At 52.0% G+C, this 23,261-nt stretch carries 24 protein-coding genes and 1 pseudogene; 9 read left to right on the forward strand and 16 right to left on the reverse strand.

What is annotated here, in order from left to right; all coding sequences use genetic code 11:
* Window positions 1–72: 72 nt before the first annotated feature.
* Entirely contained in the window at window positions 73–2,361 is a 2,289-nt protein-coding gene (locus OGV52_RS17100) for an FdhF/YdeP family oxidoreductase (protein ID WP_287108843.1), read from the reverse strand.
* Window positions 2,362–2,579: 218 nt separating this feature from the next.
* On the opposite strand from OGV52_RS17100, the gene yghU reads away from it, so the two are divergent.
* Window positions 2,580–3,446: a glutathione-dependent disulfide-bond oxidoreductase gene (gene yghU / locus OGV52_RS17105; RefSeq protein ID WP_103767113.1), complete on the forward strand. Its 867-nt coding sequence runs from the start codon at window positions 2,580–2,582 to the stop codon at window positions 3,444–3,446.
* Between the two features lie 50 nt (window positions 3,447–3,496).
* Here the strand turns inward: yghU and hybG are convergent, their stop codons facing one another.
* From hybG to yghX, 11 genes are all read right to left on the reverse strand, one after another.
* A complete protein-coding gene (gene hybG, locus OGV52_RS17110; protein ID WP_003024459.1) occupies window positions 3,497–3,745 on the reverse strand; it encodes a hydrogenase maturation factor HybG in 249 nt (82 codons plus the stop codon).
* A 30-nt stretch (window positions 3,746–3,775) separates the two neighbouring features.
* Window positions 3,776–4,117 carry a hydrogenase maturation nickel metallochaperone HypA gene (gene hypA / locus OGV52_RS17115; RefSeq protein WP_016157467.1) on the reverse strand — a complete coding sequence of 114 codons (342 nt, stop codon included), beginning with the start codon at window positions 4,115–4,117 and terminating at the stop codon, window positions 3,776–3,778.
* Entirely contained in the window at window positions 4,110–4,598 is a 489-nt protein-coding gene (gene hybE, locus OGV52_RS17120) for a hydrogenase-2 assembly chaperone (RefSeq protein WP_016154490.1), read from the reverse strand. The genes hypA and hybE overlap by 8 nt, the downstream gene beginning before the upstream one ends.
* Window positions 4,591–5,085 carry a HyaD/HybD family hydrogenase maturation endopeptidase gene (locus OGV52_RS17125; RefSeq protein ID WP_016157468.1) on the reverse strand — a complete coding sequence of 165 codons (495 nt, stop codon included), beginning with the start codon at window positions 5,083–5,085 and terminating at the stop codon, window positions 4,591–4,593. Before OGV52_RS17125 ends, hybE begins: the two co-directional genes overlap by 8 nt.
* The gene (hybC, locus tag OGV52_RS17130) at window positions 5,085–6,788 is read right to left on the reverse strand and encodes a hydrogenase 2 large subunit (protein ID WP_137380606.1); all 1,704 of its coding nucleotides are present in this window, start codon (window positions 6,786–6,788) and stop codon (window positions 5,085–5,087) included. The genes OGV52_RS17125 and hybC overlap by 1 nt, the downstream gene beginning before the upstream one ends.
* Complete coding sequence (gene hybB / locus OGV52_RS17135; RefSeq protein ID WP_016154492.1) at window positions 6,785–7,963, reverse strand: Ni/Fe-hydrogenase cytochrome b subunit; 1,179 nt, start codon at window positions 7,961–7,963, stop codon at window positions 6,785–6,787. The genes hybC and hybB overlap by 4 nt, the downstream gene beginning before the upstream one ends.
* Window positions 7,953–8,939 (reverse strand): hydrogenase 2 operon protein HybA, encoded by a 987-nt coding sequence (gene hybA, locus OGV52_RS17140; protein WP_003828357.1) that lies wholly within the window; start codon window positions 8,937–8,939, stop codon window positions 7,953–7,955. Before hybA ends, hybB begins: the two co-directional genes overlap by 11 nt.
* A gap of 2 nt (window positions 8,940–8,941) precedes the next feature.
* The gene (gene hybO / locus OGV52_RS17145; protein ID WP_016154493.1) at window positions 8,942–10,060 is read right to left on the reverse strand and encodes a hydrogenase 2 small subunit; all 1,119 of its coding nucleotides are present in this window, start codon (window positions 10,058–10,060) and stop codon (window positions 8,942–8,944) included.
* A gap of 189 nt (window positions 10,061–10,249) precedes the next feature.
* The gene (locus OGV52_RS17150) at window positions 10,250–10,537 is read right to left on the reverse strand and encodes a DUF2623 family protein (protein WP_016154494.1); all 288 of its coding nucleotides are present in this window, start codon (window positions 10,535–10,537) and stop codon (window positions 10,250–10,252) included.
* Window positions 10,538–10,622: 85 nt separating this feature from the next.
* Window positions 10,623–12,263, reverse strand: a complete 1,641-nt coding sequence (locus tag OGV52_RS17155; protein ID WP_279263767.1) for a methyl-accepting chemotaxis protein — start codon at window positions 12,261–12,263, stop codon at window positions 10,623–10,625.
* A gap of 214 nt (window positions 12,264–12,477) precedes the next feature.
* Entirely contained in the window at window positions 12,478–13,365 is an 888-nt protein-coding gene (gene yghX / locus OGV52_RS17160; RefSeq protein WP_047499231.1) for a YghX family hydrolase, read from the reverse strand.
* A gap of 155 nt (window positions 13,366–13,520) precedes the next feature.
* Between yghX and OGV52_RS17165 the strand changes: the two genes are divergently transcribed.
* Window positions 13,521–14,561 carry an aldo/keto reductase gene (locus tag OGV52_RS17165; protein WP_016154497.1) on the forward strand — a complete coding sequence of 347 codons (1,041 nt, stop codon included), beginning with the start codon at window positions 13,521–13,523 and terminating at the stop codon, window positions 14,559–14,561.
* A gap of 68 nt (window positions 14,562–14,629) precedes the next feature.
* On the opposite strand, the gene OGV52_RS17170 is transcribed toward OGV52_RS17165, so the two are convergent.
* Window positions 14,630–15,133: an ESA_00282 family adhesion-associated protein gene (locus OGV52_RS17170; protein ID WP_016154498.1), complete on the reverse strand. Its 504-nt coding sequence runs from the start codon at window positions 15,131–15,133 to the stop codon at window positions 14,630–14,632.
* Between the two features lie 104 nt (window positions 15,134–15,237).
* Between OGV52_RS17170 and OGV52_RS17175 the strand changes: the two genes are divergently transcribed.
* Both OGV52_RS17175 and OGV52_RS17180 read left to right on the forward strand, forming a co-directional pair.
* Entirely contained in the window at window positions 15,238–15,642 is a 405-nt protein-coding gene (locus OGV52_RS17175) for a hypothetical protein (protein ID WP_046276175.1), read from the forward strand.
* A gap of 1 nt (window position 15,643) precedes the next feature.
* Window positions 15,644–16,051, forward strand: coding sequence for a hypothetical protein (locus tag OGV52_RS17180; protein ID WP_016154500.1), 408 nt, complete (start codon window positions 15,644–15,646; stop codon window positions 16,049–16,051).
* A gap of 71 nt (window positions 16,052–16,122) precedes the next feature.
* Here the strand turns inward: OGV52_RS17180 and exbD are convergent, their stop codons facing one another.
* Together exbD and exbB are read right to left on the reverse strand one after the other, a co-directional pair.
* Window positions 16,123–16,548, reverse strand: a complete 426-nt coding sequence (gene exbD, locus OGV52_RS17185) for a TonB system transport protein ExbD (protein ID WP_016154501.1) — start codon at window positions 16,546–16,548, stop codon at window positions 16,123–16,125.
* 6 nt (window positions 16,549–16,554) lie between these two features.
* The gene (gene exbB, locus OGV52_RS17190; protein WP_016154502.1) at window positions 16,555–17,289 is read right to left on the reverse strand and encodes a tol-pal system-associated acyl-CoA thioesterase; all 735 of its coding nucleotides are present in this window, start codon (window positions 17,287–17,289) and stop codon (window positions 16,555–16,557) included.
* Window positions 17,290–17,539: 250 nt separating this feature from the next.
* Between exbB and metC the strand changes: the two genes are divergently transcribed.
* Both metC and yghB read left to right on the forward strand, forming a co-directional pair.
* Window positions 17,540–18,727, forward strand: coding sequence for a cystathionine beta-lyase (gene metC / locus OGV52_RS17195; RefSeq protein ID WP_016157474.1), 1,188 nt, complete (start codon window positions 17,540–17,542; stop codon window positions 18,725–18,727).
* A 131-nt stretch (window positions 18,728–18,858) separates the two neighbouring features.
* Complete coding sequence (gene yghB / locus OGV52_RS17200; protein ID WP_016154504.1) at window positions 18,859–19,518, forward strand: DedA family general envelope maintenance protein YghB; 660 nt, start codon at window positions 18,859–18,861, stop codon at window positions 19,516–19,518.
* Between the two features lie 77 nt (window positions 19,519–19,595).
* Here yghB and OGV52_RS17205 read toward each other — a convergent pair whose 3' ends face one another.
* The gene (locus OGV52_RS17205) at window positions 19,596–20,495 is read right to left on the reverse strand and encodes an AraC family transcriptional regulator (RefSeq protein ID WP_029139662.1); all 900 of its coding nucleotides are present in this window, start codon (window positions 20,493–20,495) and stop codon (window positions 19,596–19,598) included.
* Window positions 20,496–20,689: 194 nt separating this feature from the next.
* Here OGV52_RS17205 and yqhD point away from each other — a divergent pair, with 194 nt between their 5' ends.
* The 3 genes and pseudogenes from yqhD to OGV52_RS17220 all read left to right on the forward strand — a co-directional run.
* Window positions 20,690–21,853 (forward strand): alcohol dehydrogenase, encoded by a 1,164-nt coding sequence (gene yqhD, locus OGV52_RS17210; RefSeq protein ID WP_003838168.1) that lies wholly within the window; start codon window positions 20,690–20,692, stop codon window positions 21,851–21,853.
* Between the two features lie 307 nt (window positions 21,854–22,160).
* Window positions 22,161–22,988 carry a 2,5-didehydrogluconate reductase DkgA gene (dkgA, locus tag OGV52_RS17215; RefSeq protein WP_016154506.1) on the forward strand — a complete coding sequence of 276 codons (828 nt, stop codon included), beginning with the start codon at window positions 22,161–22,163 and terminating at the stop codon, window positions 22,986–22,988.
* Window positions 22,989–23,076: 88 nt separating this feature from the next.
* Window positions 23,077–23,217, forward strand: a pseudogene (locus OGV52_RS17220) (hypothetical protein); the annotation flags it as partial.
* Window positions 23,218–23,261: the final 44 nt, after the last annotated feature.

Consider the following 23,261-nt stretch of genomic DNA (forward strand, 5'->3'; position numbering starts at 1 on the left):
GACAGAGGTCGACATCATCATACACCTCAACGCAGCGGCTGGCGCTCAGAGGCGAAAAATTCGCAGCAGGAACTACGCTTTTGTCACGGTGACCGCTACGCTTTTATACGCCGGAGTCAAACTTTGTGTGTCCACCGCATCCAGCGAAAGCAGGACATTCGCTTCTGGCAGATAAGCGCCAATTGAGCCCAGCGCCATGTTGTAAATCACCACCGTCAAGCCGTACATAATACGATCCACACAGGGCTGGCCGCTGTCGTCCAGCGCCTGAACGTTGACCACATCTCCCTGGTTCAGACCGCGAGTCGCCGCTTCTTCAGCGCTTAAAAACACCACATCCCGACGACCGGTAATGCCACGGTAGCGATCGTTCATACCATAAATAGTGGTGTTGTATTGATCGTGGCTGCGCAGCGTCGCCAGAACCAGTGCATCGGCAGGCTGATTTTCTCGCTCTACCGCCCGCTGATGGCTGACAATAAAGTTGGCTTTACCATTCGCCGTTCGCCATTCACGGCGCGAAGCGGGCGTATCCATACGAAATCCGCCCGGCTCGGCAATACGGGCATTGTAATCGTGGAACGCCGGGATCACGGCTTCAATGGCGTCACGGATCAGCGCGTAGTCCCCGGTTAACGCTTCCCAGTTGATCGGCGAAAGCGGCAGAGTGGCGTGTGCCATGCCCGCCACAATCGCGGGTTCCGATTTTAACCAGCGGGAAGCTGGCTTCAGCGCGCCGCAGGAAGCGTGGACCATCGACATCGAGTCTTCGACGGTCACCGACTGGATCCCCGTCGCCTGAATGTCGCGCTCCGTTCGACCTAATGCAGGCAGCAGGTAATTATGCTTTGCCAGCAGCAAATGCGATCTGTTCAGCTTGGTCGCAACATGGACCTGCAGATCCAAATTTTTCATCGCCGCAAAGGTACGCTGCGGCTGCGGCATCGCCACCGCCAGATTGCCACCCATGCAAATGAGCGCTTTTGCCTCTCCCCGTTCGATGGCCCGAATACTCTCCACGCTGGAGCGGCCATGTTTGCGCGGCACACGGATAGAAAAATGCGTCTCCAGGCGTTGCAGGAAGTCTTCGGATGCCGCTTCATTGATCCCCACGGAACGGTCGCCTTGCACGTTAGAATGACCGCGCAACGGGCAGATCCCCGCCCCAGGCTTACCCACATTGCCTTTCAGCAGCAGCAGGTTTACCAGTTGCTGGACGTTCTCAGTACCGTTTTTATGCTGGGTGATGCCCAGACCATAACAAATAATAGTGGCACGAGATTTACTGTAGCTGTGCGCCAGGTCTTCCATCTGACTGCGCGTCAGGCCCGAGTCCTGTTCTAGCTCCGCCCAGTTATGCTGACGTAAGTCCTCATACAGCGCTGCATATCCAGCGGTATGCTCATCGATAAACGCATGATCGAGTGTCGGTTGCTGATCCAGTAAGATCCGCGCTTCATCCATTTCGATCAGCGCCTTCATGATGCCTTTCAGCAGCGAGGCGTCACCGCCCATTTTTACCTGGTAGTAGTCGTTGCTCAGCTGCGTCGACTGACCGGTGAACATCTCTTTCGGGCTTTGCGGGAAACTAAAGCGCTCAAGCCCCCTTTCGTTCAGCGGATTGATAGAGATAATTTTAGCCCCGCGTTTGGCAACGTCGCGTAAGGTGGTCAGCATACGTGGATGATTAGTGCCAGGGTTATGCCCGATACAAATCACCAGATCGCAATGGTCAAAATCGTCAAGTTCAACGGTCCCTTTTCCAAGGCCAATGGCCGGCGTTAGCCCTGCGCTGGTCGGTCCGTGGCACATGTTTGAGCAATCAGGAAAGTTGCTGCTGCCATATTCGCGGGCAAAAAGCTGATACAGGAACGCCGCTTCATTTGACGTTCTGCCGGAGGTGTAAAACTCAACCTGCTGGGGTGAATCATAGCTGCGCAGACGCTCGCCTATCTCCTGGAAGGCGATATCCCAATCCACCGCCTGCCAGGTATCTGATGCTGCATCGTATTTCATCGGATGCGTCAAACGACCGATATTTTCCAGCTCATAATCGCTGTAGTGCCAGAGTGTGGAAACCGGGTGACGGCTGAAAAATTCCGGTGACGCTTTTTTACTGGTTGTCTCCCAGGAGACCGCCTTAACGCCATTTTCGCACAGCTCCATTGGCGCACGGTGCCCTGGGTCCGGCCACGCACAGCCCGGACAGTCGAACCCTTTCACCTGGTTCATTTTGAACATCGCGATAATGTCGCGGGCGACAGCCTTTTGCGAAAACACCGAAGCAGTGACGGCTTTTACCGCGCCCCACCCACCCGCCGGGCCCTGATAACCGCTTACTCCTGGAACACCATTTTTCATTATTACTGCTTATTCACCGCCAATTTTTAATGGCGAATACGGTAGCAATTTCCGTCCAACATTGATTTCCTCTTCATGGAGTACGGAGCGGGTACAATGAACGGGTTAGATTTATCTTCCCCTTTCAGCACAAAGCGACATAAAGTTCCAATCTGTTAAATTGAGTTCTACCTAACTGCTACACTGCATCAACACAACCACTCAGAAGGCAGGTCAATATGTCAGACAATACCTATCAGCCCGCGAAAGTCTGGACGTGGGAAAAATCGAACGGGGGCGCATTCGCCAATATCAATCGCCCGGTTTCCGGAGCCACCCACGAGAAAACGCTGCCGGTTGGCAAACATCCGCTGCAGCTCTATTCGCTGGGTACGCCAAACGGGCAGAAAGTGACGATTATGCTGGAGGAGTTGCTGGCGCAGGGGGTGAAGGGCGCGGAATACGATGCCTGGATTATCCGCATTGGCGATGGCGATCAGTTTTCCAGCGGCTTTGTTGAGGTGAATCCGAACTCGAAGATCCCGGCGCTACGCGATCACTCGCAAAACCCACCAGTTCGCGTATTCGAATCTGGCGCAATCCTGCTCTATCTGGCGGAAAAATATGGTTATTTCCTGCCGCAGGATTTGGCAAAACGCACCGAAACGCTGAACTGGTTGTTCTGGTTACAAGGCGCAGCACCGTTCCTCGGCGGAGGCTTTGGCCACTTCTATAACTATGCTCCGGTTAAAATTGAGTACGCTATCAATCGCTTCACCATGGAAGCCAAGCGCTTACTCGACGTGCTGGATAAACAATTGGCGCAACATCAGTTTGTGGCCGGAGATGAATACACCATTGCCGATATGGCGGTCTGGCCATGGTTTGGCAATGTGGTTCTGGGCAACGTCTACGACGCAGCAGAGTTCCTTGACGCAGGAAGCTACGCGCACGTACAACGCTGGGCAAAAGAGATTGCAGCGCGTCCGGCGGTTAAGCGTGGTCGTATTGTAAACCGCACTAACGGACCGCTGAACGAGCAGCTTCATGAACGCCATGACGCCAGCGACTTCGATACCCAGACCGAAGATAAGCGCCAGAACTAAAATAAATTGCCGGATGGCAACCGCTATCCGGCAATTTCATTCAGGATTTGTCACGCGCTGGTGACGTCGTACTCCATGCGGCGAAGTGCGTCTAACGTGGCTTTAGCTTCATCTTCATCAATGATGCTCATGGCGAACCCTACGTGCACCAGCACCCATTGCCCGACCAGCTCAGCTGTATCACCTTCACAAATCAGGGCAATATTGACATCACGTTTGATGCCGCACACTTCAACCTGCGCAAGCTGGTGAATATCTTCACCAACGGCCAGAACCTGACCAGGGACTCCAATACACATATCTGACTCCGCCCCATAGCAACCTATGGGTTATTCGACTTCAATACTTTTCACTTTCAGTGAATCGCCAGCATCAACCCGCAGACGATCGCCCTGACATTGTGGACACTGCGCATCATGCTGGGTGATTTCCACAACCTGACTGCAATCCCAGCACCATGCCTGGGCTGGCTTGTAATCAATATGCAGCTCACAACCCTGAGCCAGCGTCCCCTGACAGACGATGTCGAAACTGAAACGAACGGCGCTCTCTTCAACGCAGGAGAGCGCCCCGATTTCCAGCCAAACACCGGTTACACGTTTGACACCGTGCTGCTCTGCCTGCTGTTGAACAATCTCAACCGCGCTCTGACAAAGGGACAGCTCATGCATTTTCGCAGTTCCGACGACCCAGCAGCAACGCGCGGCGATTAAGCTGCGGCGCATTCGGATCGCTAACCGGCAGCGATAACAGCATTCGCGCGCAATCGTCAGTCAGACGCATGCCTTCTTGCGCCGACATACTGTGCGAAAGCGGCGACATCAATGAGCAGGAAAGGTATTGCGATACGCCCTCCAGTTCACCAACGGTAAAGGTCATCTCGCCATACGGCAGACGCAGTCCGATTTTTTCGCTGACTTTACGCACCGGCCAGATCTGGTCCGGTCCGGGGAAAATCAGTGCGCTGAGCATCCAGGGCGTGATAACACACCCCGTCCACTGTCCTTCAAACAACGTAAATTCAGAGACATATACCGGCATGTTCGGATGCAGGAAAGAGAGATCGTGCATTGAACGCCGGGCAACCTCTTCAAACGCTGCCTGAATTTGCATCTTCGGGGCCGTCTGAAAACCGACAAACTCCTCAGACATGAGCCGCCTCCCGCGGGATCGCTTCAACACCTGATTCGCGAAGCGCGGCAAGAACCTGCTCAAGCGCAGGTTCAATCATCGCTTCAACCGTTGGCGTTAGTCCGATATGCGGCTCCAGCGATTCCGGAATAACACCGACTAACGTCAGCTTTTTCGGAAACTCGCCGGTGAAACGCAGGGCCGACAATACGTCGGCCAGACCAAGCTGGTGCGGTGAGATTTTGTTGGTAAACAGCGCCGGGATCTCTTCATCCCGCAGGACCATCATCGTTCCTGGCGTGTTTTTCTTCGACACAATGGCGTCAGCAATGATCAGATGATCTCTGTTCGCCATATCACCGAGAAGCTCCATCCCAGCCGTACCACCATCCAGAACATCAACAAAGTCTGGCAGGACGTACCGTTGTTCTAATGCCTCAACGATACGTACCCCGATGGCTTCGTCGGTCAGCAAAATATTGCCGACCCCTAAGACTAATATCCGCATTACAGAACCTTAACTGAGACCACTTCGTTCCCATCAACGTCCACCACATGCACCGCACATGACATACAAGGGTCGAAGGAGTGAATGGTACGAACCACTTCCAGCGGTTTGTTTGGATCGGCAATCGGCGTACCTACCAGCGAGCGCTCATACGGTCCCACTTCATCATTAAAGTTACGTGGGCCAGAGTTCCAGGTTGACGGTACTACCGCCTGGTAGTTGCTGATAATGCCATCTTTGATCACCATCCAGTGAGACAGCATACCGCGCGGCGCTTCGAGGAAACCGACACCTTTAAATTCACCCGTTACCGGGATATCCGGTTTCACGAAGGTGGTGTGGTCACCTTTACCGATGTTCACAATCAGCGCGTTGTACTGATCCTGCAGAACATTCTGCAGTTCACAGCAGTGAACGGTACGGCCAATAATACGGCCCAACGTAGAGTGCAGCTGTGACACTTCGATAGTTTTACCGGTCAGCTTGGTGTAAATCGCGATGATTTCATTCAGCTTGGCATGGGTAGACTCGCGTTTGGCCGCCAGTTTACATAGCATGTTGGCCAGCGGACCCACTTCAACCGTTTTACCGTAGAAGGTCGGTGCTTTAACCCAGGAGTACTTGCCATCATCTGACCAACCGGTGTAATCAGGAACCGTTGTGCCTTCCCACGGAGCCTGCGGCGCTTCGTCTTTGTACCACGCGTGTTTCGCACTCTCCTGAATCCCTTTGATCAGGTACTCATCGGAGTGAGAGGTGATCGGACGATAGGTCGACAGATCTTCATTGGTGATGTAACCCCCCGGGAACAGGAAGCTACCGTTTTTACCGTCAGTCGGGAATTCCGGTGCGCTCAGATAGTTAACCGCACCTTGACCACGTTCCAGCCATTCAGGGTAGAACGCAGCAATCACCGCGGTATCAACCTTGTAAACCTGCTCAACGAAGTCGCTCAGCTTATCGATAAAGGACTTGATATACATCAGGCGCTCGAGGTTCAGCACGCCAAGGCCGTCGAGGTTAATTGGGTTAGCAACCCCGCCTACCGCCAGGTTCTGAATGTGCGGCGTTTTACCGCCCAACAGCGCCACAACACGGTTAGCATCACGCTGGCATTCCAGCGCCTGCAGGTAGTGAGCGACCGCAATCAGGTTCACTTCTGGCGGCAGTTGCATCGCCGGGTGACCCCAGCAACCGTTGGCAAAAATGCCTAACTGACCGCTGGCAACAAGGTCTTTGATCTTGTTCTGAACCTTAGTGAACTCTTCTGCGCTGTTCAGGTGCCAGGAGGACACGCCGTTCAGCATGGCAGACGCTTTCGCTGGATCAGCTTTCAGTGCAGAGGTGATATCCACCCAGTCCAGCGCAGAGAGCTGATAGAAGTGAACAATGTGGTCATGCGTGGTGTGCGCGGCCAGAATGATGTTACGGATATACTGTGCGTTCACCGGAACATCAATATTCAGCGCGCTTTCTGCTGCACGAACGGAAGAGATAGCGTGAGTGGTAGTACAAACGCCACAGATACGCTGCACAATCATCCAGGCATCGCGTGGATCGCGGTTTTTCACGATCTCTTCCATGCCGCGCCACATGGTACCGGAAGCCCATGCTTTAGATACCACGCCATTTTCGATTTCGCAGTCGATGCGTAAATGACCCTCAATACGGGTTACCGGATCAATAGTAATTCTCTGGCTCATGCTTTGCTCGCCTCATGACGATTTTGATCGTTTTGTTTTAAAGGAGGAAGTATCGGCAGTAGACGAATGAGTACGATGTATGCACAAATCTCAATAGCCACAAAACCAATAGAAATCAACAGTTCTTCCCAGGTCGGGAAGTAGTGGTAGCCACCACCAGGATTGAACGCCACCAGCGAATAGGACAGACGCCATGTCGCACAACCCAGCAATGCGCTCAGCGCAGACAGATACAGCATACGCGAGTCGTTACGCAGCTTAGTGACGCGCAGCACCACCAGCGGGAAGACCATCAGCACGACTTCAATCCAGAACATAAGGGAGTAAAGATCGCCTGAGAACGCATAGGACAGCTTGTCGCGATAGATCAGTTCGCCAAAGCGCAGAACCACGAAAATCGCCAACAGCACGCTGATGGTATTCGTCAGCTTGATGAACAAACTTTTCTCATCCGGACCATTACCTTTCAGCCCGGCTTGTACCAACGAGCCTTCAAAGATGACGATCGAGAAGCCCATAATAAAAGCGGTTAATACGGAGAAAAGCGGCAACATTTCATAAGCTTGCCATAGCGGATGTACCTTATAGCCCGCAGAAATCATCAATGAACCCATTGAAGACTGGTGCATAGTTGGCAGCAGCGCGCCAAGGGCAATGATAAAGAACATCACTTTATTCAAACGTTTGAGAGAGACTTTCCACCCCAGACGTTCAAACAGAGCCGGAGCAAATTCCAGCGCCATGATGCCGATATAGATGGTCATACAGACCGCCGTTTCAAACAGTACCGAGTTCACGTTGAAGTGGCCCGGAATGTAGAAATACGGCAGGTTCCAGTAACGACCGACGTCAATGGTGATCGACAGACCACCCAGCGAGTAGCCAAACAGGCTCGCCAGCAGCGCCGGACGTACCAGTGGATGGTATTGTCCTCTGTTGAAAACATACACCGCCCACGCCAGCGCCCAGCCACCACATGCGAAGCCGGTACCAATCAGCAGGTCAAACGCGATCCATACACCCCATGGGAAACCGCCGTTCAGATCGGAGACTGAGCCCAATCCGAAGACCAGACGTTTCACGATCAGGAGCATACACAGGACGATAAGCGGCCCAAAAATAATGACCGGTTTGCTGATTATTTTTCCGCCCAGCGGTTTAGGATCATGACTCATGATCGTCTCCTCCATCGTGATGGTCGTTTTTCGTGTTACGACGAACCAGCACGGTTAAGCCCGCCAGCGCAGCCAGGGGTAATATCATGCCCTTGTACAAGGAATGTTGAACATGTTCGGAACGCGCACCGGTTGAAAGATCATCCAGTTTCGGCAGATCCAAATCCTCGTAAGGAACGCCCGTCAGTACCATAACCTGTGTACCACCACCCTCTTTCTCGCCGTACAGATGGGGGTAATACTTCGGTACCGTATGCAGATAGGTATCGCCTGCTTTCACCGTCTGACGCGGATAGTGGTATTCGCTGCCAGGCTTCAGCGCGAGACGTTTTTTCGCCTCAGCCATCAGCTCTTCACGCGTACCAAAAATCACCGCACCAGCAGGGCACACTTCAACACAACCCGGTAAACCGCCTTTATCCAGACGCTCAACACCTTTCTGGTTACACAGTTCACATTTGTGAAGCGCACCAAACGGGTTGTTGTAGTCATACTTAGGCACATTGTACGGGCAGGCGACCATGCAGTAACGACAGCCCGTGCAGACATCTTTGTCATAGTGGACGATGCCAGTTTTCGGATCTTTCTTCAGCGCGGAGACCGGGCAAACGGAGACGCAGTTCGGATCGACACAGTGCATGCACTGCTTCTTAATGTATGCGTAGCCGTTTTCTTCCTGGTCTTTGTTAACGCCTGTTCCGCTACGCCACACCTGGATGATGTTATTGGTATACGGTGACAGTTTGTCGTTGTTCGACCAGGTCTGCTCGCCTTCCGGGTTACGCGCCGGGAAGTTGATATCCTGACACTTGGTAACACAGGCCTGGCAGCCTACGCACAGCGTCGAGTCATAGAGCATCCCAAGAGAACCAGGGATCGGCGGACGGTTTTCTGCAGCCGCATGGCTGATGGACGGCGCAGCGCCCAACAGCAATGCCCCGCTGGAGGCTGCTTTAATAAAGTTACGTCTGTTCACGGTTATTCTCCCCGTGAGTCAGCGTTATCTTTCTTCTGCTGACGCCCCAGTTCACGAACCGCCATCACGCTGACACCGGCAACCAGTCCTACTACGCCACCAAGCAGCCCAATCGCCCCGGCAGAAATATTGCCGCCTTCTTTCATATTGACGTCAGGTTTCTCGGAACGCGGTGTTTGGTTTTCCACATGAGCAAGCTGGTGAATACCTTTATGGAAACCGACACCTTCTTCGTTACAGCCGTAGCAAGGGTGACCGATAGCCACCGGCCACACGCCGCCAACATCGCAGAATTGCAGCGTTGAGCAGTTGCCGTAGGTTTCTGGTCCTTTACAGCCCAGATGGTAGAGGCACCAGCCTTCACGGTGACCTTCATCGCCAAACTCTTTAGCAAAACGACCTGCATCGAAGTGCGGGCGACGTTCGCAGTGTTCGTGAATCAAACGACCATAGGCAAATGTCGGACGGTTTTTGGTATCCAGCTTCGGCGGCTTACCGTAAGTGATGATATGCGCGACCGTTGCAAGGAAGTTGTGCGGGTTCGGAGGACAGCCGGGGATGTTGATGATGGTTTTGCCTGGCAGAACTTCCTGCAAGCCGACGGCACCCGTTGGGTTAACGCCAGCAGCAGCAACACCACCCCACGCGGCACAAGAGCCGATGGCAATGATAGCGGCAGCGCCTTCTGCGGCCCGGCGGATGTGATCTACGATCGGCTCACCGGCAACCATGCAGTAAATACCATTGTCTTTCAGTGGGATAGAACCATCTACAACCAAAACATATTGCCCTTTGTACTTCTCCAGAGCGTTATGTTTATTCTCTTCGACCTGGTGGCCGAAAGCGGCAGAGAGTACCTCATGGTATTCCAGAGAGATTGTCTCCAGAACGAGGTTTTCCACTGTAGGGTGTGTCGCGCGAAGTAGCGATTCAGTACAACCCGTACACTCCTGCGCACCAATCCAGATAACCGGTGGACGCTGAGGACGAGAAACTGATTCGGCCATTTCTGCGGCGGCTTTGCTACTGAGCCCCATGGTAGCGGCCAGTGCTGCACAAAGCTTCATGAAATCACGGCGATTGATGCCGTTCGAATTGATGAGAGAGTTATCTCCAGTCATTTTATAGTTATTCCGTTGCGAAGACCTGGCTTTTATTTTGCACCTTTCGCATGTTGCATATTGCGATCGGCGCGCCATTTACCACACTTTTTATATGGTTATGTGCATTATAATACTTCGGCGGAGCAACAAAACGAAGGCGTAGGTCAATAGTGTAATTAATTAAAGCAAGATAATACCCCTTTCGGATCAAGCTTCGAGACGATAGCCAGCCATGAAAAAACGAATTGTTGTACTGGACTGGTTCTCTTTAAAGAAATCCATAACCATCTCTTTATCCAGCCCATAGCGACGCGTGAGGATCCCCGCTTCCCACGCGCTGAGCTGTCGATCGCCCGTTTTTTCAAACATTCGATGAGAAAATCCCAGCACAAAACCGCGTTTATAATCAGCACAAAAATTGGCCGCCGTGCGTGCGCTATCCGCACTTGACGCGTTTAATCCGGCCATCAAACCTTTTCCAAAATGGTTGTCCATGCATAACCTCCAATCGCTATATAATAAATTATATAGCGATTTTTTAAGCAAAGACCAGAGGTATCACGTACTTTTTTATGCCCGCTTAAAAGGACACCCATTCATCCTTTTTAGCGGCCGCAGACGTTTTGCTGTCTGCTGAAGGGGAAGCGGTACTGGCGGCGGCGTACTGCACATCGTTTGCTGAAAGACGGAACTGTTGTACCGAGCGTTGCAGCTCTTCCGTTTGCCGTTCAAGCGCCACAGCCGCGGCGGAAACTTGCTCTACCAGCGCGGCGTTCTGTTGCGTTACGCTGTCCATCTGCGTGATCGCCACGCTCACCTGCGAAATGCCCTTATTCTGTTCTTCTGAGGCAGAAGCAATTTGCTTCATGATAACGGTCACTTCGGTGGCTCCGCGCAGAATCGCCTCCATGGTTAATCCCGTCTCTTTAACCAGTCGAGCGCCCTGATCGACGCGACGCGACGATTCGCCAATCAGCGTCTCAATCTCTTTCGCCGCCCCGGCGCTACGGCTGGCAAGGTTACGCACCTCACCGGCAACAACGGCAAAACCACGCCCCTGCTCGCCTGCTCTGGCAGCTTCAACTGCCGCGTTCAGCGCCAGAATATTGGTCTGGAAGGCAATGCTATTAATAACAGACGTAATTTCCGCGATCTGTTTAGAGCTGGCGGCAATGCCGTCCATCGTCTCAACCACTTCTGAAACCAGGCTGCTCCCTTTACCTGCCGTCTCTGTCGCCGTATCGGCAAGCTGGCTGGCTTCACGCGCGTTTTCGGCGTTCAGTTTTACCGTTGCGGTCAGTTGCTCCATGCTGGCAGCGGTCTCTTCCAGCGCCGCAGCCTGCTCCTCAGTACGCGATGAGAGATCGTTATTACCGGTGGAAATTTCCGTAGCCCCTCGCCAGATGTTGTCACTACCTGAGCGAATTGTACTGACGGCTTCGCGCAGGCTGTCCTGCATCGCGCACAATAACGGCACCAGTTGGCCCACGCAGTTACGGCCAAAATCTTCGATTGGATGGCTGAGATCGCCCTGAGCAATCTGCTGGAACTGCTGGCGGATACGTCCCAGGGGTTTCACCATCATGGCGACGAGGTAACGGTCTGTGAAGAACAGGAGGGCAATACCGAGGATCACGGCGGTAATAATTAGCGTCCGGATGATAGACGTTTTGCCATCGACCATGACACGCGTGGTATCAAGCCGCTCACCTGCCGTGGCGTTAAAACGTTCGGCACTGGCGCCAAATTCACGGCTCAGCGCTGGCGTAACGGTGCTGGCATGCTCCGCAAAGGCCGTAAGCGTGCCCTGCTGCGCCAGTTGCATTTGCGGAATCACCCCGTTATCCAGCAGCGCCTGCCACTTCGCCAGTACCGCCGCGGCAACGTCCGGATCCATAGGCCCCGGAGACAACGTTTTCATCTCCTGGAGTTTTTTGCTCATATTCTCCAGGGACTGCTGCGCTGGTGCAAAATCAGGCGTTCCGCCGCTCATTTTGACATCCATGGCGCGACTTAAGCGCGTTACGAAGCGAAAATACTGATCGTTCCCCTGACTGAGCACCGTCATCTGATGGACAAGATGACGGTCAATATCATTGCCTTCAGATATTTTTGATAAAGAATGAAGACTGAATAAACCCACGCCCGACCAGAGCAGGCAAAAAAGTCCCAGTATTGCCAACATGACAATACGAATAGTGAAGTTTTTCAGCAAACGCATAATAATTTCCTTGCCGTTGATGAGGAATTCGCCATCAGGCGATACTTATCCTTGTTATCGGCAGGCAACAGAGAAGATATAATGCATTCTTTATTTTTTTACTTTCTTAAGTACATCCAATATTATTTACACTATATCAACATGAATGCTAATGAAATTAGCTAGCATTATTATTCAGATAATTAACCTGAAGCATTAAATAATCCCTTGTTTTCTATCGTAAATATTTGTTAAACCATGCAAGAGTACGCTCCCAGGCCAAATCAGCGGCAGCATTATCATAACGCGGTGTCGAGTCATTATGAAAACCATGATTAACGCCGGGATAGATATATGCCTCATAGACTTTCTTATTGGCTTTGAGCGCCGCTTCATAGGCAGGCCATCCCTCATTAATTCGGGTATCTAATTGCGCATAGTGCAGTAATAAAGGCGCTTTGATTTTAGGGACATCTGATGCAGGAACCTGACGCCCATAAAAAGGCACTGCGCAGGCCAGTTCAGGAAAAGCAACGGCTGCGGCATTCGATACGCCACCACCGTAGCAAAATCCGGTGATACCCACCTTTCCCGTCGCGCCTGAATAACGCTGCATAAATTCAATGGCGGCAAAGAAGTCGTTCATCAGCTTTACGGGGTCAACCTGCTGCTGCAACTCCCGACCCTTATCATCATTGCCAGGATAGCCCCCCACTGAACTTAATCCATCAGGCGCGAGTGCAATATAGCCCGCCTTCGCCACCCGCCGTGCCACATCCTCAATATACGGATTCAGCCCACGATTCTCATGCACCACCACTACCGCCGGAACTTTCCCCGTCGCTTTCGCAGGTTTAACCAGATACCCACGCACATCACCATGCCCTTCAGGTGAAGGATAAGTCATGTATTCCGCCAGGATATCAGGATCGGTGAACTCCACCTGCGTTGCGAGGGCATAATTGGGTTTCAATACATTGAATAATGCCAGCGCCGTCATACCACCGACTGCATATTTCGCAGCAAGATTGAGAAACTCGCGTTTCGTTATTTTGCCATGAGCGTAATAGTCATAGTAGTCGAGCAATTCTTGCGGAAAGTCTTTGGCAGTTAGACGCGGCATGGCAGCACTCCAGATCGATGTTTTTTTAAGCAAAGCACAGTGGTCTGTTTTTGCCCAGTTTTTCATTCCAGTGTGACCTGGTGAACGGGATATTCACCATGAACCCGCTAGAATAGAAACGTTGTTTCGAAATTCACCTGCACTAAGGAGATCTCATGGACTGGTTTGCCAATCCTGAACGTTACGAGCAGATGCTCTATCGCTACTGTGGGCGCAGCGGTTTACGTTTACCCGCGCTATCACTGGGTTTGTGGCACAGTTTTGGGCACGTTCAGGCGCTGGATTCACAGCGCGCTCTGCTGCGTAAAGCATTTGATTTAGGCATCACGCATTTTGATTTAGCCAATAACTACGGGCCGCCTCCGGGCAGCGCAGAAGAGAATTTTGGCCGATTATTGCGCGAGGATTTTGCACACTATCGTGATGAACTGATCATCTCCACCAAGGCAGGCTATGACATGTGGCCAGGGCCATACGGTTCTGGCGGTTCGCGCAAATACCTGCTCGCCAGCCTCGACCAGAGCCTGAAACGCATGGGCCTCGACTATGTCGATATCTTCTACTCGCACCGCGTTGACGAAAATACGCCAATGGAAGAGACCGCCTCAGCGCTGGCCCATGCGGTGCAAAGCGGTAAAGCGCTGTATGTCGGCATCTCATCCTATTCCCCGGAGCGTACGCAGAAAATGGCCGAGCTGATGCGGGAATGGAAAATTCCGCTGCTGATCCACCAGCCTTCTTACAACCTGCTTAACCGTTGGGTAGACAGCAGCGGTCTGCTGGATACGCTGGAATCCAACGGCATGGGCTGCATCGCATTTACGCCGCTGGCCCAGGGGCTGCTGACGGGGAAATACCTCAACGGCATTCCGGAAGGTTCACGCATGCAGCGTGAAGGGAAAAAAGTTCGTGGGCTGACGGAAAATATGCTGACGGAAGAAAACCTTAACAGCCTGCGTTTGCTCAATGAAATGGCGCAACAGCGCGGACAGTCGATGGCGCAAATGGCCTTAAGCTGGCTGCTGAAAGACAACCGGGTGACGTCGGTATTAATTGGCGCCAGCCGACCGGAGCAACTGGAGGAGAACGTTCAGGCGTTGGCTAACCTGACGTTCAGCGCCGAAGAACTGGCGCAGATCGATAAGCATGTCGCGGATGGTAAGCTGAACCTGTGGCAGGCCTCATCTGACAAATAGCCGTTTGTAACTCTGTGCCGGGAAGCGGCGTTAGCCTCCCCGGCACGTAACAGGGCCAGCCAATCCCTTCACACCTCTTCCGCTTTGATCTCTGGACGTTGAAATTCCGGCCACACCAGCGCGACAAGCGCAGGATAAGCCTCCAAACTGAACTCCCTGAAGCACTGGCGTAAGTTAAGCACATCCAGATCGGCATGCGGGACTTTCTCACCGCTCAGACAGCGCTTTTTTATATTGTCGTAATATTTATACACCGCAGAGTTGAGATCGCTACAACGCCGCTGTGCATCAAATAGCCCTGGCGTCTCATTTAGCTCTACCATTGTCATCCGCTTGATCGTTGAGTGGATAAAATCGATATATTCGTGATTAACGCGCCAATACCATACTGGGGTAATCGAATTCATCAGTACCGAAAAATGATCTTCCCCCTCTTCTTTACTCAGCATTTCCGGCTGGTTTTCAGAGTGCCCATTTTCTGCATATCGGTTTTTATTTGCACTGCGCATCAACAAAAGTACCCCGCAGGTAAGCAATAGCAGGGTAATAACAGAATAAAATATACTGTTCATATACTGGCTCCATTTTTTTTGATTTTAAAATTACGCCATGCTATTGTCAACGCAGCCTGGTTTATTTAGAACAACATATCATTGGCATCAAAGGATATTTCAACATGCTTCCCGAGCATCTTGTTCCCTCGCGTTTTCACTTATCCAGCTCATCTACTAATACCAGTCCCACAGATAATAGTGAAAATTTGACTCAGGGAAAGAGAACATTAAGCGATTACGAACCCGATATTTTGATTAGCTCTACAGCTAACGGCCAGGCGCGCAATATGTTATTTGAAGAGTGCGATCGCCATTTAAAAGAGCGCCTGTTTCGTGCTGCAAAAATTGAGTCCTTCACTCGCCTGCTCAATTCACTACAAGCGGAAGGCGACATTAACGCTCAAGAATTAAGTAAAATTTTATCTACAAAAACAGCCAGCGTAAATGAACAGGGCAATAAAATTTGGCTTAATTTAATTACGCGTGAGACCAGCGATCCTATTTTTTATTCTCTGGAAGAGAAATAAAATGAAAGATGTTGAGGATAATAATGTTTATTTGGCTTTAGATGACCATAAAAGCGATGAGTTTGTCTTAAAGCAAAATTTGGCCGTATTGATTGCCAATAAAAATGCGACGTTGGAAAGCGTTGCCCAGGAGATGGTCTCTATTCCCGCCGCGCTGGTGCGGATGAAATGGCAAAATCGTCGCGAAATTTATGCGCTACAGGCTAAAGAAGAGATCTATGGCGCCGCGATTGAAGCCATTATGGAGCAGCAACCAGAACTACGGGACAAAATCATGGCCCGGCTGGAGAGCACATACCAGCATATACTCAAGCGAGAAACAGCCACCTTACGCCTGACGCGTAAACTGTCTGAAGGGAACTACGAACCCACCAGGATAACGGCAGTCGCACTGGATGAGGACAGATAAGGGCGTCTGGGGAGAGCTGAATCAGGAGAGGAAGGCCGGGTAAGGCAACAACCATTACCCGGCAATCAGGATTACTTCGCTTTCACGGTCTCTTCACCGACCAGACCAATCTTCAGGAAACCCGCCTGATGCAACGTATCCATAACTTTCATCATGGTTTCATAATCGACGGTTTTATCCGCACGGAAGAAAATCGTGGTGTCTTTCTTCCCATCGGTCAGCGTATTTAATTCGCTAATCATGGTGTCATCCGTCACCTGATTGTTGCCAATAAACATACTCTTATCGGCTTTAACAGACAGGTAAACCGGTTTTTCCGGACGCGGCTGCGGCGTGCTGGTGGAAGCCGGGAGATTCACCTTCACATCCACCGTTGCCAACGGTGCGGCCACCATAAAGATGATCAATAAAACCAACATAACATCGATAAACGGGGTCACGTTGATTTCATGCATTTCACCGTTATCGTCCAGGTTTTCATTAAAGCTCATTGCCATGGAACATTATCCTACACGTAATTTCTGCGCTGCACGTACCGGATGGGCAGAAGCGCTAGCGTTCAGGTCCAGATCGCGACTTTGCAGCAACAATACCTGTGCCGCGACATCGCCCAGCATCGCTTTATAGCTGCCAATCTGACGTGCGAAAATGTTGTAGATAACAACCGCAGGAATTGCCGCGACCAGACCGATCGCCGTCGCTAACAGTGCTTCTGCGATACCCGGCGCAACAACGGCCAGGTTGGTCGTTTGGGTTTGTGCAATCCCGATGAAGCTATTCATGATGCCCCATACAGTACCGAACAGACCCACAAATGGAGAGATAGCCCCGATGGTGGCCAGGTAGCCGTTACCACGTCCCATATGACGACCTACCGCCGCCACACGACGCTCCAGACGGAAGCCGGTACGCTCTTTAATACCTTCGTTGTCGTCGCTGCCTTCTGACAATTCCAGTTCGTTCTGCGCTTCGTAAATCAACTGTGCGCCCAGGCTTTTGCCATCAAATCCTGCAGCAATCTCATTTGCCTGGTCTAAAGAGCGGGCGTCCGCCAGCAGTTGCTGTTCACGCTTAAGGCGGCGTTTCTGAGTAAAGAACTCAAGGCTCTTACTAAAGAAGATAGCCCAGGTGACCACTGATGCCAAAATCAGCCCAATCATCACGCACTTAACCACGATATCGGCGTGCTGATACATACCCCAGACGGAAAGATCCGTCTGCATCAAATTATTACCCACTCTGTATCTCCAGGACGCAAATCACAAAATCTGAGCGTAATGATATCAAAACGACGTCGAATTGATAGTCGTTCTCATTACTATTTACATATTGCCGCACCTTTGGTTTCTTTTCCTTGCGCTTACGCAGTAAAAAAGTCACCAGAAGCATTTTGAGATTATTTTCTACTGTATGACCGTTCTGCAGGATGCGTCATCTTTGATTCATGGTAGTTTAGACATCCAGACGTATAAAAACAGGTAAGACGACATGGCAGATAAGCAACTTGAAACCAAACTCGTTCACGCAGGACGCAGTAAAAAGTACACGCTGGGCGCGGTAAATAGCGTGATCCAGCGCGCTTCTTCGCTAGTGTTTGACACCGTAGAGGCCAAAAAGCAGGCTACGCACAACCGTGCTAACGGTGCGCTTTTCTATGGACGTCGCGGAACCCTGACGCATTTTTCCCTGCAGGAGGCAATGTGTGAACTGGAAGGCGGCGCGGGTTGCGCGTTGTTCCCCTGCGGCGCGGCGGCCGTTGCCAACACCATCCTCGCCTTTGTGGAACAAGGGGATCATGTGCTGATGACCAATACCGCCTATGAACCCAGCCAGGATTTCTGCACCAAAATTCTCGGCAAACTCGGCGTATCCACCGGATGGTTCGATCCGCTGGTTGGTGCCGATATTGTGAAGCACATACAGCCGAACACTAAAGTCGTATTTCTGGAATCTCCCGGCTCTGTCACCATGGAAGTACATGATGTCCCTGCTATTGTTGCCGCCGTCAGAAGCGTCGCGCCGGATGCGATCATCATAATTGATAACACCTGGGCTGCCGGGGTGCTGTTCAAAGCGCTGGATTTTGGCATCGATATTTCTATTCAGGCTGGCACCAAATATCTGATTGGCCATTCCGACGCCATGGTCGGCACTGCGGTGGCTAATGCCCGTTGCTGGGATCAACTGCGCGAAAATGCCTATCTGATGGGGCAAATGCTGGACGCCGATACCGCCTATATGACCAGCCGCGGACTGCGTACGCTAAGCGTTCGCCTGCGCCAACATCATGAAAGCAGCTTAAAGGTCGCAGAGTGGCTGGCCAGCCATCCGCAGGTCGCCCGCGTGAACCACCCCGCGCTGCCCGGCAGTAAAGGCCACGAATTCTGGAAGCGTGATTTCACCGGCAGCAGCGGTCTGTTCTCATTTGTATTGAATAAGAAACTAAATCATGAAGAGCTGGCCGCGTATCTGGACCACTTCAGCCTGTTCAGCATGGCCTACTCCTGGGGCGGTTTTGAGTCGCTGATTCTCGCAAATCAGCCGGAACACATTGCGGCAATCCGTCCCCAAGGCGAGGTGGACTTCAGTGGAACGCTCATCCGTTTGCATATCGGTTTAGAGAATGTTGACGATCTGATTGCCGATTTGGCCGCAGGATTTGCCCGAATCGAGTAAAATTGCCATAGATGGACATATATGCAGACACTTCTGGTGGAAAAGTCTGCAATTGTTGCGTCCGGGATCAAGGCATCCCGGACAATTCAGGAGTACAATCCACACATAAACGCTGTTCCACAGGAAAGTCCATGGTAGTCATTCAAGATATTGTCTCCGCGCTTTGGCAACACGATTTTGCCGCGTTGGCGGATCCGCACGTTGTGAGCGTGGTGTACTTCGTAATGTTCGCCACACTGTTTTTAGAAAATGGCCTGCTGCCTGCCTCCTTTTTACCCGGAGACAGCCTGTTATTGCTGGCAGGGGCGCTGATCGCTCAGGACGTGATGAGTTTTATACCTACCATAGCTATTCTGACTGCCGCAGCCAGTCTGGGCTGCTGGCTGAGCTACATTCAGGGACGCTGGCTGGGCAACACGCGGACGGTAAAAGGCTGGCTGGCGCAATTACCTGATAAATATCATCAGCGCGCTACCTGCATGTTTGACCAACACGGGCTGATGGCACTGCTGGCTGGGCGTTTCCTGGCATTCGTTCGTACCTTGCTGCCAACAATGGCGGGAATTTCGGGCCTGCCAAACCGTCGGTTCCAGTTTTTTAACTGGCTGAGCGGTCTGCTGTGGGTCACCGTCGTCACCGGCTTTGGCTATGCGCTGAGCATGATCCCGTTCGTCAAACGCCATGAAGATCAGGTGATGACCTTTTTAATGATCCTGCCGATTGCCCTGTTAACCGCGGGTCTGTTGGGTACCCTGTTTGTCGTGATTAAAAAAAAATACTGTAGCGCCTGAGTATTAACCGTAGGCCGGGGTTCCCCCGGCATTTTCGCCTGATGACGTTTCGCTTATCAGGCCAGCGCTGAGCAAGTTTAACTCCCCTGCATCATTCGAATTCTGGCCGCATCCTCCCCTGGCGTTACGCCAAAGAAACGTTTGAATTCCCGACTGAATTGCGATGCGCTCTCATAGCCGACGCGCATGGCAGCCGCACTGGCCTTCATCCCGTCGTGGATCATCATCATCCGTGCTTTATGCAAACGATAGCTCTTCAGGTATTGCAGCGGCGACGTGCTGGTCACCGCTTTAAAATTATGATGAAACGCCGACACGCTCATGTTCGCTTCTGCCGCCAGCTGTTCGACATTGAGATTTTCGGTGTATTTGGTTTCAATGCGCTTTAGCACACGGCTTATCAAACTGAAATGCGTCTGGCGGCTAACCAGCGCCAGTAATGCGCCGCCGCGCGGCCCGGTCAGCACATGGTAGAGGATCTCGCGAATAATCTGTTTCCCCAGAATACGCGCATCCAGCGGTCGCTCCATCACATCCAGCAGGCGCTCAGCGGCGCACAGTATTTCGTCAGAAAGCGTCGCGGAGTTGATCCCGCTGGCCGCCATGGCGGGCTGGAACAGCTCATCTTCCCCAATGTCCATCAACAGCTCCTGCAATTGCAGAATATCGACATTCAGGTAGATACCGGCCAGGGGAACCTCCGGCGTTGCATACGTTTCACATTCAAAGGGTAACGGCACGGTTAGCAACAGGTATTCGTTGGCGTCATAACGAAATACACGTTCATTGATATAACCAATTTTATGTCCCGAAAAGAGAAATATGATTCCTGGCTGATACATTACCGGTGTACGCGCTGCCGGCTCAGTGCCGTGCAGCAGGCGGACATCTGGCAGCAGTTCGCTGAGTTTATTTTCATTGTTTTTCAGCTGCTTAATTTTATCTGTCAGCAGGAGGCAGATCTCATCACGGTTCATAGAGCACCATTTCATCATCGGTTTGCAACCCTGACATAATGCGCAGATTTATCCGTTTTCTCCAGCAGTCTGTAGAAATGGGCAAGACATCGGCAGAAATGAGCATTGAGAGCAGCGCGGCTGGCGCCCACAATGTTCATCATCCGGCAGACACTCTCCTGCCCTCTTTTTTTACCCACATAAGGGAACGAGCAATGAACAACTTTAATCTCCATACCCCAACCCGCATTCTGTTTGGTAAAGGTGCGATTGCTGAGCTGCGCGATCAAATCCCTCAGGATGCTCGCGTATTGGTTACCTATGGCGGCGGTAGCGTGAAAAAAACCGGTGTCCTGGCACAGGTTCAGGATGCGCTGAAAGGCCTGGACGTGCTGGAGTTTGGCGGTATTGAGCCGAACCCGTCTTATGAAACGCTGATGAACGCGGTAAAAATCGTGCGTGATGAGAAAGTGACGTTCCTGCTGGCGGTAGGCGGCGGTTCGGTGCTGGATGGCACCAAATTCATCGCGGCTGCGGCACAATACGCTGACGGCATCGATCCATGGCGCATTCTGGAAACCCACGGCAACGACGTAACAAGCGCTATCCCGATGGGCTCCGTATTAACCCTGCCAGCAACCGGCTCTGAATCTAACTCCGGCGCGGTCATTTCGCGTAAAACCACCGGCGATAAGCTGGCCTTTATGACCCCATTTGTGCAGCCGGTATTTGCCGTACTGGATCCGGTTTACACCTATACCCTGCCGCCGCGTCAGGTTGCGAACGGCGTCGTAGATGCCTTCGTACATACCGTTGAGCAGTATGTGACTTATCCGGTTGACGGGAAAATTCAGGATCGCTTTGCTGAAGGTATTCTGCTTACGCTGGTAGAAGAAGGCCCGAAAGCATTGCAGGAGCCGGAAAATTACAACGTGCGTGCGAACGTTATGTGGGCGGCAACCCAGGCGCTGAACGGTCTGATTGGCGCAGGCGTACCACAAGACTGGGCAACGCATATGCTGGGCCACGAACTGACCGCAATGCACGGTCTGGATCATGCTCAAACATTGGCGATCGTTCTGCCAGCGCTGTGGAATGAAAAACGCGATACCAAACGTGCCAAACTGTTGCAATACGCAGAGCGTATCTGGAATATCACTGAAGGTTCCGATGACCAACGCATCGACGCCGCTATTGCCGCAACCCGCGCTTTCTTCGAACAAATGGGCGTACCGACTCGTCTGTCTGACTACGGCCTGGACGGTAGTTCCATCCCGGCGCTACTGGAAAAACTGCAAGCGCACGGCGGTACGAAACTGGGCGAACATCAGGACATTACGCTCGAGGTCAGCCGTCGGATTTACGAAGCTGCCCGCTAAGGTTTTTTCACCTCCGCCTTTGATTTTTTGGGTATTTATATTCTAAATATTTCGAGTTGCATAAAGGCAGCAAAGGAGAGAATCCCCAGGAGCTTACATAAGTCAGTGACTGGGGGTGAAACGACAAACCTGCCGGGAGCAGATTTGAACGCTGCTTGCAGCGGCCCTGAAAGGGCGAGGCCCATGGATGGGCCGCGTAATAAAGCCAACGCATATGCAGCTTGAAGTATGACGAGGATAGGCCAGACTTAAGTCACACCTAACTTACCGGGGCTTGCCTCGGTAAACTCAATTCAGGGGAGGAATTATGACCGGTCCAACCATTATTAAACTACAGGATGGTAACGTCATGCCACAGCTGGGCCTGGGGGTCTGGAAGGCAAGTAACGAAGAGGTCATCACCGCCATTCATAAAGCGCTGGAAGTGGGGTATCGCTCAATTGATACCGCTGCGGCGTACAAAAACGAAGAAGGTGTCGGCAAAGCAATACGCGATGCGGGCGTACCGCGGGAAGAGTTATTCATCACCACCAAGCTGTGGAATGATGACCAGAAACGCCCTCGGGAAGCCTTGCTCGAAAGCATGGAGAAACTCCAGCTCGATTACCTTGATCTTTATCTGATGCACTGGCCAGTTCCGGCGATCGACCACTACGTTGAAGCGTGGGAAAGCATGATCGATCTGCAAAAAGAAGGGCTGATTAAGAGCATCGGCGTGTGTAACTTTCAGATCAATCATCTCCAGCGACTGATGGATGAAACCGGCGTACCACCGGTGATTAACCAGATAGAACTTCATCCGCTTATGCAACAGCGCCAACTGCACGCCTGGAACGCAACGCATAAAATCCAGACCGAATCCTGGAGCCCGCTGGCGCAGGGCGGCAAAGACGTCTTTGATCAAAAGATCATCCGCGATCTCGCAGAGAAATATGGCAAATCACCGGCGCAGATTGTCATCCGCTGGCATCTGGATAGCGGCCTGGTGGTTATTCCGAAATCAGTCACCCCTGCGCGTATCGCAGAAAACTTTAACGTCTGGGACTTCCGCCTGGATAAAGATGAATTAGGCGAAATCGCAAAGCTCGATCAGGGCAAACGTCTGGGACCAGACCCGGACCAGTTCGGCGGTTAACCCCTTCTCTCCTGCCCGACCTCTCGTCGGGCCTTTACTGATTTGAATTTCGACGTAGACCACGTGCACAGCTAATTGAGTCCCATGCGATCTGCCCCACTGGAAGCCGATTGAATCGCGGCAGAACCAATTTTTCGAGCAGTATGAAGGATATCTGTCGTCACACGATCGTGAACGGGCGGATGATGCAAAACTGGCCGCATTAGCGGCCAGAATTCGTAAGGCATAATTACTGAGCACTTCTGCCAGATGGCGGTACAAGCACCTTATCCG

This window comes from Citrobacter sp. Cb041 (assembly GCF_030336655.1).
Lineage (GTDB): Bacteria > Pseudomonadota > Gammaproteobacteria > Enterobacterales > Enterobacteriaceae > Citrobacter > Citrobacter braakii.

Bases quoted from the DNA above. Each gene is read 5' to 3' on its own strand.
- yghU (WP_103767113.1), top strand. From the start codon at position 2,580: ATGTCAGACAATACCTATCAGCCCGCGAAAGTCTGGACGTGGGAAAAA.
- OGV52_RS17100 (WP_287108843.1), bottom strand. From the start codon at position 2,361: ATGAAAAATGGTGTTCCAGGAGTAAGCGGTTATCAGGGCCCGGCGGGT.
- OGV52_RS17205 (WP_029139662.1), bottom strand. From the start codon at position 20,495: ATGAACCGTGATGAGATCTGCCTCCTGCTGACAGATAAAATTAAGCAG.
- metC (WP_016157474.1), top strand. From the start codon at position 17,540: ATGGCAGATAAGCAACTTGAAACCAAACTCGTTCACGCAGGACGCAGT.
- hybO (WP_016154493.1), bottom strand. From the start codon at position 10,060: ATGACTGGAGATAACTCTCTCATCAATTCGAACGGCATCAATCGCCGT.
- yqhD (WP_003838168.1), top strand. From the start codon at position 20,690: ATGAACAACTTTAATCTCCATACCCCAACCCGCATTCTGTTTGGTAAA.
- OGV52_RS17165 (WP_016154497.1), top strand. From the start codon at position 13,521: ATGGACTGGTTTGCCAATCCTGAACGTTACGAGCAGATGCTCTATCGC.
- hybG (WP_003024459.1), bottom strand. From the start codon at position 3,745: ATGTGTATTGGAGTCCCTGGTCAGGTTCTGGCCGTTGGTGAAGATATT.
- yghX (WP_047499231.1), bottom strand. From the start codon at position 13,365: ATGCCGCGTCTAACTGCCAAAGACTTTCCGCAAGAATTGCTCGACTAC.
- hybB (WP_016154492.1), bottom strand. From the start codon at position 7,963: ATGAGTCATGATCCTAAACCGCTGGGCGGAAAAATAATCAGCAAACCG.
- OGV52_RS17175 (WP_046276175.1), top strand. From the start codon at position 15,238: ATGCTTCCCGAGCATCTTGTTCCCTCGCGTTTTCACTTATCCAGCTCA.
- yghB (WP_016154504.1), top strand. From the start codon at position 18,859: ATGGTAGTCATTCAAGATATTGTCTCCGCGCTTTGGCAACACGATTTT.
- OGV52_RS17125 (WP_016157468.1), bottom strand. From the start codon at position 5,085: ATGCGGATATTAGTCTTAGGGGTCGGCAATATTTTGCTGACCGACGAA.
- exbD (WP_016154501.1), bottom strand. From the start codon at position 16,548: ATGGCAATGAGCTTTAATGAAAACCTGGACGATAACGGTGAAATGCAT.
- dkgA (WP_016154506.1), top strand. From the start codon at position 22,161: ATGACCGGTCCAACCATTATTAAACTACAGGATGGTAACGTCATGCCA.
- OGV52_RS17180 (WP_016154500.1), top strand. From the start codon at position 15,644: ATGAAAGATGTTGAGGATAATAATGTTTATTTGGCTTTAGATGACCAT.
- OGV52_RS17155 (WP_279263767.1), bottom strand. From the start codon at position 12,263: ATGCGTTTGCTGAAAAACTTCACTATTCGTATTGTCATGTTGGCAATA.
- OGV52_RS17170 (WP_016154498.1), bottom strand. From the start codon at position 15,133: ATGAACAGTATATTTTATTCTGTTATTACCCTGCTATTGCTTACCTGC.
- hybC (WP_137380606.1), bottom strand. From the start codon at position 6,788: ATGAGCCAGAGAATTACTATTGATCCGGTAACCCGTATTGAGGGTCAT.
- hypA (WP_016157467.1), bottom strand. From the start codon at position 4,117: ATGCATGAGCTGTCCCTTTGTCAGAGCGCGGTTGAGATTGTTCAACAG.
- hybE (WP_016154490.1), bottom strand. From the start codon at position 4,598: ATGTCTGAGGAGTTTGTCGGTTTTCAGACGGCCCCGAAGATGCAAATT.
- OGV52_RS17150 (WP_016154494.1), bottom strand. From the start codon at position 10,537: ATGGACAACCATTTTGGAAAAGGTTTGATGGCCGGATTAAACGCGTCA.